Annotated in this window: 10 protein-coding genes and 1 other RNA gene; 6 read left to right on the top strand and 5 right to left on the bottom strand. The window is 32.9% G+C overall.

Annotation, left to right across the window (positions count from 1 at the left end; genetic code table 11):
- Positions 1 to 49: 49 nt before the first annotated feature.
- Complete coding sequence (locus DMB71_RS11710; protein WP_111366277.1) at positions 50 to 1,252, bottom strand: NAD(P)-dependent oxidoreductase; 1,203 nt, start codon at positions 1,250 to 1,252, stop codon at positions 50 to 52.
- 241 nt (positions 1,253 to 1,493) lie between these two features.
- Between DMB71_RS11710 and DMB71_RS11715 the strand changes: the two genes are divergently transcribed.
- From DMB71_RS11715 to DMB71_RS11730, 4 genes are all read left to right on the top strand, one after another.
- Positions 1,494 to 2,696 carry a serine hydrolase domain-containing protein gene (locus DMB71_RS11715; protein WP_111366279.1) on the top strand — a complete coding sequence of 401 codons (1,203 nt, stop codon included), beginning with the start codon at positions 1,494 to 1,496 and terminating at the stop codon, positions 2,694 to 2,696.
- 67 nt (positions 2,697 to 2,763) lie between these two features.
- Positions 2,764 to 3,161: a transfer-messenger RNA gene (gene ssrA, locus DMB71_RS11720) on the top strand.
- Between the two features lie 676 nt (positions 3,162 to 3,837).
- Entirely contained in the window at positions 3,838 to 4,743 is a 906-nt protein-coding gene (locus DMB71_RS11725) for a hypothetical protein (protein WP_162614815.1), read from the top strand.
- A gap of 5 nt (positions 4,744 to 4,748) precedes the next feature.
- The gene (locus DMB71_RS11730; protein WP_111366282.1) at positions 4,749 to 4,958 is read left to right on the top strand and encodes a hypothetical protein; all 210 of its coding nucleotides are present in this window, start codon (positions 4,749 to 4,751) and stop codon (positions 4,956 to 4,958) included.
- 213 nt (positions 4,959 to 5,171) lie between these two features.
- Here DMB71_RS11730 and DMB71_RS21965 read toward each other — a convergent pair whose 3' ends face one another.
- Both DMB71_RS21965 and DMB71_RS11735 read right to left on the bottom strand, forming a co-directional pair.
- Positions 5,172 to 5,315, bottom strand: coding sequence for a hypothetical protein (locus DMB71_RS21965; RefSeq protein ID WP_162614816.1), 144 nt, complete (start codon positions 5,313 to 5,315; stop codon positions 5,172 to 5,174).
- A gap of 239 nt (positions 5,316 to 5,554) precedes the next feature.
- Positions 5,555 to 9,034 carry a patatin-like phospholipase family protein gene (locus tag DMB71_RS11735; protein ID WP_162614817.1) on the bottom strand — a complete coding sequence of 1,160 codons (3,480 nt, stop codon included), beginning with the start codon at positions 9,032 to 9,034 and terminating at the stop codon, positions 5,555 to 5,557.
- A 607-nt stretch (positions 9,035 to 9,641) separates the two neighbouring features.
- Between DMB71_RS11735 and DMB71_RS11740 the strand changes: the two genes are divergently transcribed.
- Both DMB71_RS11740 and DMB71_RS11745 read left to right on the top strand, forming a co-directional pair.
- Positions 9,642 to 9,932, top strand: a complete 291-nt coding sequence (locus tag DMB71_RS11740; RefSeq protein WP_111366283.1) for a hypothetical protein — start codon at positions 9,642 to 9,644, stop codon at positions 9,930 to 9,932.
- An 11-nt stretch (positions 9,933 to 9,943) separates the two neighbouring features.
- Positions 9,944 to 10,408 (top strand): hypothetical protein, encoded by a 465-nt coding sequence (locus tag DMB71_RS11745; RefSeq protein ID WP_111366285.1) that lies wholly within the window; start codon positions 9,944 to 9,946, stop codon positions 10,406 to 10,408.
- Positions 10,409 to 10,417: 9 nt separating this feature from the next.
- Here the strand turns inward: DMB71_RS11745 and DMB71_RS11750 are convergent, their stop codons facing one another.
- On the bottom strand, positions 10,418 to 11,596 hold the full coding sequence (locus tag DMB71_RS11750) for an MFS transporter (RefSeq protein WP_111366286.1): 1,179 nt from the start codon (positions 11,594 to 11,596) through the stop codon (positions 10,418 to 10,420).
- Positions 11,597 to 11,641: 45 nt separating this feature from the next.
- Complete coding sequence (locus tag DMB71_RS11755; protein ID WP_111366288.1) at positions 11,642 to 12,862, bottom strand: DUF763 domain-containing protein; 1,221 nt, start codon at positions 12,860 to 12,862, stop codon at positions 11,642 to 11,644.
- Positions 12,863 to 12,916: the final 54 nt, after the last annotated feature.

Consider the following 12,916-nt stretch of genomic DNA (forward strand, 5'->3'; position numbering starts at 1 on the left):
TTCTCCTTTTATATTTATAGACAAAGTCGACTAACTCATAACTCATAACTTATTTACCGTCCACATAATCCTGTAAATAGCTAAATCTTTCTGTTAGTTTTCCATTTTCTGTGATTTTTGCGCGTTTTAGGATTCCATCTTTATCTCCGTTGAAGAAAGCTGGAATTACGTGTTCCATAAATTGTTCCCCGAAACCTTCACTGGCATCTTTTGGAATTTCACATGGCAAATTATCTACAGCCATTACTGCAACCGCAGCTGGATGAAACAAATCTACTTCTCGATCTTCTAAAGGAAAATATCCATACAAAGGCTCTTCGATTGTTGACGAACGTATGGTACAAGCAATCGGTCCATTAACATCACAAGAAATATCGGCAACAACTTTCAATTTACAGTCGCTTGCGTTCAGCATTTCTTTAGTTAAAATCATTGGAGCATTATTGGCATGGAAATGCCCAGCGAAATAGATATCAGATACTTTTGTGAATCTTTCAAAATCAGACTCATACTCTTCTGGATGCTTAACAAAATCTACAAAATCTAAAACCTGACCGTCTTTTCTTCTGTTATACTCTAAAACATCCAACTGAACATAAACCGCTTGAGCGTATTTTTTAGTCAAATAATTATCAATCGTAATTTCTTTCACTTTTATAGCATCCAAAATTTCTTTTGCCCCGCTCCCAACCTTTCCTGTTCCAGTAACTACAAATTTTAAAGCTGGTATCGTAATGCGTTTTAAGTGCTTTATTAAATCCTCTTTCCCCGAAAGTGATTCTGCTTTTGGCAGTTTAAACAATTCGAATTTAATTCCGAACGCACGAATTCCGTTATAAACGCCAACCATTCCCGCATATTTTCCAAAACCAATTAAGCGGTGATCGTGTTCATTTACAATCGTTTCATGATCATATAAATCGATATTTTTTTCTAAAATGGCTTGAAGCAATTTTCTATTATGAGGCTGTTTTTTAATCGTATGAGAAAAAAAGAAATAAGCTTTGTTTGGAATCAAATCATCTACAGGAACTTCTTTTACACCAAATAAAACATCGCAGTCAGATACGTCGTCAGCAACGGTAATTCCCATATTTTTATAATCATCATCAGAAAATATTCTGATATCAGAACTTTCAACTTTTACAGAGGCGTCGTGGTAAAGCTGTTTTAACCTTGTCAATTCATTTGGAGAAAAAACAACTCTTCTATCAGGCGGGTTTTTTCTCTCTTTTATGATTCCAAATTTCATTTAATGTGGTTTTTTAGTATTTAATAATATAACTTTTTAAAACATATTTGTTTCAAATATAACAAATTTAGTTAAAATTTTGTTTCAAAAATTCCATTTAGAATGTTTTAAAACCGTTATAAGCTGAAAAACAACTGACTAAAATTTACTTTTCTTAAAAAAACGTTAAAAAACACAAAATAAAGCCTCAGAACCAAGAATACAACAAAATTGAATTCGATATATTTGTTTTTAAAGAACGATGCAAATGATTTTCCTTAAAAAGACAAAGATACCACAATTACTTTTTTCAATACTTGTTTTAAGTTCTTGTGGTCAAAACAAAACAACAGCAACAGATACAACTCAGACAGTCGAAGATACCTTACCTAAAATGAAGCCGTTAGGAGCTGAACCAAAAGTTTCTCAGGCTTATAAAAACTCTGTTGTCGGCAGAATAAATCACTTTTATAATAAAAACTGGCCAAATAATAACATGAATGGAAGCTTTTTAGTTGCCAAAAATGGACAGATTTTATTTGAAAGATATAATGGTTTTGCCAATAAAAATGAGGGTACAAAAATAACTCCCGAAACACCAGTACAAATTGCTTCTGTGAGTAAAGTGCTAACTGCTACAGCAGTTTTAAAATTGGTAAATGCTGGTAAAATTGAATTAGATCAGAAAGTAAATACTATTTTAAAAACTTTCCCTTACGAAGAATGCACAATAAGAATGCTTTTGGATCATCGTACAGGAATGCGTAATTATGCATATTTCACAGACCGTGATAAGTCAATCTGGGACAGACATAACCAATTGACCAATAAAGACATCTTAGATATTTTGGCAACAAAAGATATTGGTTTGGAGTCTAAAACTGGAACACGTTTTAGCTATTGCAATACCAATTATGCAATGCTAGCTCTTATTATAGAAAAAATTACTGGTTTAAGTTATAAAGAAGCAATGTCTGAAATGATCTTTAAGCCTCTAGGAATGACTCACACTTATGTTTTTGATGACGATAAAGACAGAAAAAAAATTGTTCCCTCTTATAAAGGCAATGGTGTAGAAATCGGTTTTGATTATCTAGACAATGTTTATGGCGATAAAAACGTATTTTCTACAGCACGAGATCTTTTAAAATTTGATCGTGCGAGACAATCACCAGATTTCCTAAAGCCTGAATTGCTAAAACAAGTTTATACGGGTTACAGCAACGAACGCAAAGGAACTAAAAATTATGGTCTTGGAATTAGAATGATTAATTGGGAAACTGGACAAAATTTCTATTTCCATAACGGCTGGTGGCACGGAAATACCTCATCTTATATTACTTTGATGAAAGAAGGAGTTACGATTATTGCACTATCTAATAAAATGACAAGAAACACTTATGCAGTTCGCAAACTAGCTCCAATCTTTGGAGATTACCCATTTAATTTTAAAGACGAAGAATAACAAAATTTTTCTGAAAATTTTAGCAGAAAGTAATTTCAAATACTCTAAATTTGCAGACTTATTTTTTGGGGTCGACTGGTTTTGACAGCAAGTCGAATTGAACAGTAAGCACGTCGAGCATTGAGACCTTGCTCGTAAATATAAGATCTCAAACTTTTACACGGCGAAAATAATTACGCTTTAGCTGCATAATCCGAATCATAGTAAGATTACGCCACGTCTCTACAAGGTAGAGAAGCTGGATTCTCCTGGAAAGCCTTGGTTTGTGGCGTTCCGTTCAGGGGAACCGTAAAAATAAACCTAGATTTCCATGAGCTTCGGGTGGATTTCGAAAATTAAGAAGATAAGTGTTCGGTGGCTGTTTCTGGCCTAGCTTAACATCGAAAATTCAATCAGGAAATAAGCGTGTAGAAAGCTCTTTAGTTGCTTGTTTGGACCCGGGTTCGATTCCCGGCGACTCCACAAAAAAGCCTGTAAACTCTTTGTTTACAGGCTTTTTGTTTTTTGATTGACAATTTCGCTGACACTTTCATTGTTGATAAATTTAGTAAGTCTGTTTTGAGATCTTTTAAGTTTTTCATTAGCCTTTAGTGGATTTAAAATTGCATTCACAAATATATTTTCTTATCCTCGTAAGCTTTCTCTACAATTTCATTCTCCTTAATAATTTTGTTAGCCTCCGAATTTATACAACATACTATTAATTCGCTTAATTCTTTACATCCCAGCAATGTTAATATATACTTAATTAACCCCTTTTGATATTTGCAAATACGAACATCTATTCGGTCGTTATATTGTTTTAAATTTTATTACTGTATCTGTTTAGCAGTTCATTCTTTTTTATGATACCTATCTGAATCCTTCAATTAAGAAGCTAGATTTCATATTAGCTTTTGAAAATGCACGTAAGATAAGCGTAAAAAAAATATTTATAAATTTAATTAAGTGGCAATTATTATACATACATATAAATATACTATATTTGAAAGACTTATTTTACAAATATTATAATTTAAGCTAATGAAGATCAATCTTAAAAAAACCGCCAACGCTCTTCGAGAATTTTATCCGAGTAACTGTAATTGCTCGGATAAAAACCGTAAAAACACTCGAAAATTATTAATACAATCAAATTATAATGAAAAAAAATTTATTTAAATCTTTTCTCATAGTCATAACTGTGACTTTATTTTTCTCCTCTTCTTCATGTGAAAAAAGTGAAGAAATATTAACAAATAAACCCGAAAGCATCTATAGATTAACTGATCAGGATATTATTGCTGCAAGCACTCTTATAAAATTGAAAGATGACAATATTCAAACTAAAAAATATGGCAAAACTAGTAAAGCCAATTTTGATGAACAAGAAGCTCCTGAACAGCCATATTTAGAATATATGGCTTTAATAGCCGATCAAGATTTACAAGTTGAAATTGATTATAGAACTGAACATATTTTAGATAAAACATATGAGGAGAATATTGAATATCTAAAACAATTTAATTTATATAGTGAAAATGAGCTTGCAGCTATAACTGCATTTAAAGATGAGTTAATAAATACAAAAAACTTCAAAACATCAATATTTCATTTTGAAAACGCAATTTTATTACTTCCAAAGACTCAAAAAAAATTACAGCGTTTTTATAACTTAATTGATGGCTTAAAAGTTATCAACGCATATGACCCAGAATTTTTTACTAAGGATAGCTATACATCTAAAAGTACAGGTTTTTTTGGAAGTTGCTTATCGTCATCAATCGGATTAGGAGCAGCATTCGTGGGACTTGCAACAATACAAGTTGGTTCTTTTGGACTGGCAACTGGAGTTGCTGTTGCGGGCTTCATATGGGCTAGTGCAGAATGGGGTGCTGCTTGTAAAGGGGAAAGCGGAAATAAAAGAATATATCCTGCAGATGTCAATAAAGCAACTGTTCGACATTCATCAGATCTTTTCATTACTTTAGATGAAAATGGAGATTTGGTAGAATCTCCCATTTTTGTGTATTATGAACCAAAAACTTTTATTCCTCTTGAACCATAAAAATTATGATTAAAATAAATTATAAAATTCAGTTCTGCTTATTCGCTATTTGTCTTTTTTTCATCGGTCTAGGAATTTTCCAAACTTTTGATGAAGGATTAAAAGAAGGAATGGAGCTATTTTGGCAAATTTCTCATTTTGTCCCGTTTGTTATGGGAGCAATAATTTTTGGAAATAATATATATTCTAAAAAAGTAGAAAACTTCAAAAATTAATCTAGAATTACATTAGAAATTAATAAGTGCGTAAATATCTTACAGTTTACGCACTTATACATTTATAGACTTCAGTTAGAGAAAACAACATACCTAAGTAATAGTTCCTCTTTAAACTAAATTTACTTTTCAGTATCTTTCTCAATCTTCATTCGGAAATAAGCCTCTGATTGTTTTAAATTTTTATTATAATGATCTAGAATACTTTAAATTTTAAGCATTAAAAAAATAAATAATTCCTTTCTCTTTAAACTTAAGCAGCATTTCTTCATGACCTTTAAAATCTCCATTTTTGATATCAAGTTTACCTAGTTCAGTATCATTTTTTAAATCAGCTATTCTATATTTCTCACTCATTAATAGATTAACAATTTCTTATAATTTAGAATTTGCAAAACTTTCGTTAACCAGATTGGTAGTGAATCCGCTTTCAGTAAATGAAGAATTTTTCAATATAAAATTTCGTGGCTATTTACTTATCAACAGCAAAATAGGTTATAAAAAAGTGTAATAGCCGTGACTCCACAAAAAAGCCTGTAAACTCTTTGTTTACAGACTTTTTTTTATCCTAAAAGGTACTTTTCATTAATCTTGGATCAAGGCAAACCTAATTCACTTATATCTTTAATAGAATAATAGCCTAACTTGCGATAACTCTCAAACTGTGCTTCATCAAAAAATTGATCTCCTGTTGATTGTTGTGGAAAATCTGGATTAGCCAATGCATATTCTCTGATATCCGCTGGTTCTTCTCCTGTCACTACAGTTTTGATATATACGAGTGTTCCAACGTCTTTTTTATCGCCTGGATACTTTATAGTTCCTTTGGCTATATGACTCTTTCCTTTAATAATTTCATCAATAGAAATATCAATTTCAACTCCAAAATCTATTCGACATCTTCTTATGGCGTTCGCTAACCCCTCGCATGTGCCTTTATTATCCTGCTCTGCGTCACCTAATAAAATATACTGACAACGCCTTCTAATAAGTTCATATAGACCACTATTGTCAAAATGACCTCCATCAGAAAGACAAACATATTTCATATTAATATCTGACTTACCAATAAGATCTCGCATTAAATATAATAAGCCAAATACTGGATCAGGATTCTTCCATTTAGCCAATCTCGGATTACCAATCCACCAGCCCAAACGCAGATTAAAAAGCGTAAGTAAAAATGCCATGGTAGAAGAAGAATGATAGCCCCAATTCGGGTTAACTGCAGCGCCCGATATAGCCATTGCTGTTCCCATAGTTGGTCCGCCATTTTTATTAGAGAACTTATTTGTTGGTCTGTAGCCATATTCATAAATTCGATCTACATTGTAAGTCGAAGAACGCGTTGGACTAAAATCATAGCCACAATATAATGGAGAAAAAACAAATGATTCTCCCTTACGATCCTGTCTATCTAATGCAAAAACTACGGTAGCATTGAGTGTGGCATTTATAAGTGGAAACGGTCCAAAATAACCATCCTTAACAGTCATTGAGGACAATAAAATATCATCATAAGCATCAAATCCTGTAAATGCATTAGCAGTCTTTATTCTTTCTTCCCTGCTTCGTGTTGCTCCCATAAAAGCTCTAATTAGTCTGTTTCTATAAAAATGATGCAATGAAAATTCATTGACTCCCACTCGCCAACTTACTAAGGCTGTAATAGTAGCTAAACATATCATAATACAACCAAATTTAATCCAGTCCTTTTCTATAGTCGGAAAAAAATTAAATCCTTCTATTTTGTCTAAAATCCAAGAACCTATCAACAGCACTCCTACCATAAAAACAAACGGCACGACTTTAAGCAAAATATCAATATAACTTTTCTTTTTGCTTTCAGTTTCGTCCGTAGCTTCAAAAGCTTTTTTCATACCCCAACCAATAAAGCCAGCCCATCCGGTCCAACCTGTTAAACTCTTCCAGTCAAAACCTTCCAAATCGTTTTTTGGATATTCTCTCCATAGATCAGGCATAATCAAGGAAGCAAAACTGATGATAATCCAAAAAAGTATGAAACGATGAACCAAACCACCTATTCTGCCCCACCATTCTCTCCGATAGTCTGGAAACAGATTTCCCATAAGTGCCATTCTGATAATCACAGCTATCGAAAATATTTCAAGGATACAAGGAATACCTATAACAAAAAATACTTTACAAGAATTTGAATAATACTTAGTAAACAAATTGTAAATAATATTTGTATTTGACCAAAAAACCATCAAAAGAAATACTAGCGCTGCCGATGCGACAAGAGAAGATAAAGCAATGGCCCAGCCAACTTTTTTCTCAAATATTTTTTTAGATTCTTGAATTTCATCTTTACTATAAGCGTTTTTCTCTTCTTTTGGCGTCACATTTCCTACTCCTCTTTTCATAAGATCCCATCTTTTATGGTAATTGCCCCATATAGCTACCCAGAAAAAACCTAGTAATGCCGCACAAAAAATTAAACCTATAAACCAAAATTTATCGTTTCCAATAAAATTTGGATTATATGCCGCAAAATAAGTGCTAATAATTAATGCACTAAATCCGCCCCAAATCAGAATTATATTAGGAATAAAAGTTCCTAATTTAAATTTCCTTGTAAAGTTTATTATTGATTTCTTCAAATTTATTAACCAAACTTTATGCGATTCTTTTTCTTCATCACTATAAAAAGTACGCATAGGAATCGCAACAATGAGAGAACCTATTAACAATATGATACTGCTCCAAATAGAAACACATAAAACACTTTGTTCGGTTATGTCTTCTCTAACTGAATCCCAAAAAGAATAAATAGTATAAATGAAAGATAGGATAGTCAATAATGCTAGTAACAATACAGTCTGATTAATCATTGTATTACGTACCCAAGTCATTCCAGAAGTCCATGCATCTGGAGACATTATTCCAACATTTGGAGATAAATAATTACTGAACATTCTGAGCCATCGTATTGGACGGACTTCATCAGCCAACGGATCACCAGATTTTTCGGGAGAAAGACGGTCATTAATTTTACTGAAAGAACCTGATCTTTTTACCCATGAATTAAACCAAGTACCAATATAACCACCACCAGAAACAGTTGAGATATAATCAAATCTGTGAAGCGCATTTAATGCTGCCAAACGTTGCAGAATTCCGAGATTAAAAGTTGCGGATCTGATTCCACCTCCTGAAAAAGCAAGCCCCATAAGTTTCATCTCACTTGCTTCTCCCACAGCATCAAAAACTTGTTCAGCTTTAATAGAATGAGATGCTAAGGTTTCACTTTTATAATCATTGTTTACCGAAGCTAGATTTAATTCTTTGTCCCTTGCTTTTCTTGCCCTAGAAATTTCTATTAGCTCATCTCTAAAAAGTGTTTCAAAAGGAAGCGAACATCCGTTTTTTATTAATTTTTTGAGCAATTCCTGATCATTTTTTAGGTAAGATTGAGCAAACTCTGCCTCTTCACTCTTCCAAAACTGAGCATGTGTGTCCTTATCTTCTCTAGTCAATAAGTCATGATCATTAAAAGTTACTACTGTTTCTGATTCCTTTTCGAATATTTTCTTTATATAAAATTGATAAAGCCTTATTGTATAATCTTTTTCTTTTTTTAATGTTATAGCCAAAATTATCTGTACAGGCATATATTCTAATAATTCTACCAGTTCAAGACGTTTATCTGACTCCTTATATAAGATGTGTCTTATTTTCTCCCTCCAAAAAAATGGCGGTTTAAACAAAATTAGTTCCGACGTTCCCTCAGCAGATAATAGATCGATCTTTTTTTTGCCAATCAATATATTTTCAGAAAGCCAATCCAAAAGCGAAACGGTCCTCTTAAAATATATCCGGGCAAGATCTTTAGTGTTTGCTTTTGTAGGGCTATGCCAGACTAAATCTCTAATCTTCTCTTTTTGATTAGGAGTTAAATTATCAATAAGTAAATTACATACATTAAGCGATTTCCACTCTGTATTATTAATCAAATTGTTTGGTACAGTTGATTTGGGCTGGCTTTTTAAAATATCTTGAAATAAAGTGATATAAGAAACCGCTTCTGCTGTAAGATCTGTTACTATATCCATGGCTATTTTTGTTTTTTAGAATCTATCAAATTGGATATCAAGGAATATCTAAAGAATTTTTGATGCTTTTTTCTAACCTATAATCGATAAAGAATATGCTAATCGCATGTAGTAAAAAAAAATTTCGGCAATAATATTTTATAACTTAAAAAATGTCTTTTTGACTATTAGCATCAGTATTGTTTTGCTCAAATTTTTCTAAAATTGCAGGAATTAGGCTTGTAAGAAACTGCTAATTTGTAAGAACAAATTTAATATTAATATCCGAAAAAGAAACAAGTATAATCACTTGTTTTTCAAACAATTAAACCCGTTATTTTTTTTACCAATAAAGTTCAGAATAAATCAAAAAAAGATTTCAATCGATATAAATCGCGATATTTCTTTATATTTAATACTGCTTCAAATAATAACAAGGAAATTCCCCAAATCCTTTTAAACAAAATTATAAAACTCCTGTTTTTGACTTAATTTTTCGTCTCAGATGAAAATTTGACAAGACTGTTAGAAAATTATATAAAACAGCGAGCGGTCTTACAATGTAATTTTAAAATAATCTAATTTGAAGAATTAGATATGATTATCCATTCATTAAAAAATTATTTATATGAGATTAGAAAATTACACATCAGAGGAATTTGGATTTGAAATGAATTCTTATGAGGAACAGCTATTATTAAATTATGATGATTATCTAGACGGCGATTATACCAATAGACTGACCGCTTCTAACCATTACAATTTAGAACTTGGAGAATTAGAAGATAATCTTGAATATGATTTTCATTCAGAGTATGATGAAAATGACTGGGAAGAAGAAGAAGATTTAAATGAAAAACCTGCAGGAGAATATGATGAGAACGAAGAAAAACCTGGAAGTTTTGAAATGTTAAGCTAAAAAATAGTGCTATGAAAAACTGGTCTGTACTTCTAATTTCAATTTTCTTTTTTTCATGTCAGCAGAAGGAAAACAAAAAAACTTCTGCTGAATCACCAATGCCCGTTGTTCAAAAAGAAAAAAAGCAGGAGAATAAGCAAATTGGCGACAGTATCGCTATGAATTTTAAGAATGAAGAAAATGCGTTTTCGGCTGAAGGCCATTTAGATTCTTTAAATTCAAAAGTATATGTTCAATTCAAAAATGAAGATTTGGGCGAATTAAAGGCTCAAATAGTTCCAGACGGAGGAAAAGGAAACATTCGATTTAACCAAATTATTTTTCCTGATAAAACCTCAGACGGACCTTTTGGAATGGTCATGCAAATTCCACTCAAACAAAAAGGAAATCATATTTTGGTAATTGGACATTCTTTAATGGCCGACAATCCGTATTACGGCAATTTTAAAGTGCAGTTAAACATTCAAAAAGAATAAGCATTAGAATTATGCTTTAATTCTCTTTTTATTTTTTGCCCAATAAGTAAGATATACAATTCCTAGAATTAGCACGAGAATGTCAAATCTAATGATTTGCGGTATACGGTTAATTTGATCGTTATAATAAGTTCCGCCTAAAAGAGCTCCCAAACCAATTCCAAATTCCATCGAAATATACATTGTTGCAACAGCTTTTCCTCTATGTTCAGGATTGCTCATATCAATTGTCCAAGCGCTAATTGCTGGCGACAAAATACCGGTACCAACTCCGTAAATTCCAGCTCCAATCAATAACATCTCAATGTCTCTTCCTGCACTTATTACAAAAAGAGCGATAGAAGTTATAATTAATCCAGCGAAAATCACTTTTGGTCGTCCGTGTCTGTCGGAAACTTTTCCTGCACCAAAACGAACCATAACCGAAGCTACCGTAAAGGCCGTAAAAAATATACCTTTATTTGTCGCTCCCAAATGCTCGCTCCAATCTGGAATTAAAGTTAGAATAAGTCCGAAAGCTGTATAAGAAAGAAAAGTAATAATTCCTGCCGGAAATACATTTTTGTCTACAATATCTTTTCGGCCAATAATAAACATAGATCTGTTCAGTTTTTCTTTAGCGACAAGCGTCTCTTTCATGTTCAATACAATAATAATCGAGAAAAAAGCCAGAAACGACGAACTGTAAAACATTACATTAATTCCAAAATTATTGACAATCATACTTCCCAAGGCTGGCCCAAGTGCCCCACCAATACTAAAACACAATCCATGCATTCCAAGTGCTTCTCCCCATCTGTGCTGCGGAATAATATCTGCCACATAAGCCGATGTTGATGTTGGTTTAAATCCTGTAGAAAAACCATGCACTAAACGTAGTAACAAAAATCCTGAAACAGAACTTAAAATAGGATACAAAAATCCGCACACCACACATACCGAAGAGCCAATTGCCATAACAGGAACACGACCCCATTTATCGGTAAGCTTTCCGCTAAATGGACGAGAAATTGCAGCTGTTAATGTAAATAATGAGATAATAAGTCCTTTGTACTCTGCTCCTCCCAAACTGCTTAAATAATTAGGAAGTTCAGGAATCATCATATTAAAACTTGAAGAAAATAATAAAGAACTCAAGCAAAGTAAAATGAACTGTAAAGTATAAATTGATTTTTCGTTTTGTGACATTATTGGATTTTTAAATAACTAAAGGCTGATAGAAAATTATAATTTTTAGAATAATTCCAGCTGATTGTTTGGGTTTATGGGTTTCTTTTTAGGAGGTTTTGCATCGCCAAAAACGGTTTTTCCGCCATACTTGTACGATTCCTCTCTTTCTCTTTGAATAAGCGCATCAAAATTGGAGTTTGGCGTAAAACTTTCTTCTGCTTTCCGCGAAATCTCAGATAGTTTCTGAATGGCACTCAATTTATCGCTATTTCCTATTTTAGCACGATTAATAGCTCTTTGAAGCGTATCAATAGTTTCATCATAAATTTTGACGGGAACAGGAAACGGATGTCCGTCTTTTCCGCCATGAGCGAAAGAAAAACGAGCTGGATCATCAAATCTTGTTGGAGTTCCGTAAATGATTTCACTTACCAATGCTAAAGACTGCAAAGCTCTTGGTCCCATTCCTTTTAAAAGCAGTAATTCTTCAAAATCTTCTGGTTTGTTTTCGTGAGTAGCCCAAAGCATTGCGCCCAGTCTTTTCATATTCACATCTTCCATTCTCACATCGTGATGCGCCGGCATAGAAAGATGCTGCATTTCTTTTATGATTTTAACAGGTTCTTCTTTTATCAATTCTAAAATACCTTCGCGAGATTTTGTAGCGGCATTTGCAGTAAGATTTAAAATTGCGCCTTGATTTTCGCCATAAATAAAAGTATGAGGTTCATTAATAAAAGACTTTAAATCTTGCGAATGCCAATGATATCTTCTGGCAGTTCTAGAATTCGGATTCATTCCCTGCTGAATAACAGCCCATTGTCCTTTATTATCGACGATAAAATTATGCTGATACAACTGAAATCCGTCCTGAATGGCGGTATTGTCAACTTTTGCGGTAAGTCGGCTACAGCTGGCAAGATTAATTCCGTCTAGACCTGTTTTTTCTCCAACAAATAAAAGCTCCTGTGGCGTTGCCATAGAATGTTTTCCTTTTCCTCCGCAGATATAAATTCCGAGTTCTTTGGAGTGCGGATTAACCGATTTTTTCAAAGCTCCAAGCACCGAAGTTGTAATTCCAGACGAATGCCAATCCATTCCCATAACAGCTCCAAAACTTTGAAACCAGAACGGATTGCTTAATTTGCTGATAACTTCTGCAGTCGAAAATTCCATTGCAATCGTTTCCACAATCGCAAGACCAAGTTTAGACATTCGCTCAGCAAGCCATAACGGAACATGTCCATAATGTAAAGGAAGATCTGCCGTGCCTGAACGTTTCATTTGCTGGAATTATAATCCTGCAAAAATACTTCTTTTAATTGTGAATTATAAATT

The sequence above is a fragment of the Flavobacterium tistrianum genome, assembly GCF_003254545.1.
Classification (GTDB): Bacteria; Bacteroidota; Bacteroidia; order Flavobacteriales; family Flavobacteriaceae; genus Flavobacterium; species Flavobacterium tistrianum.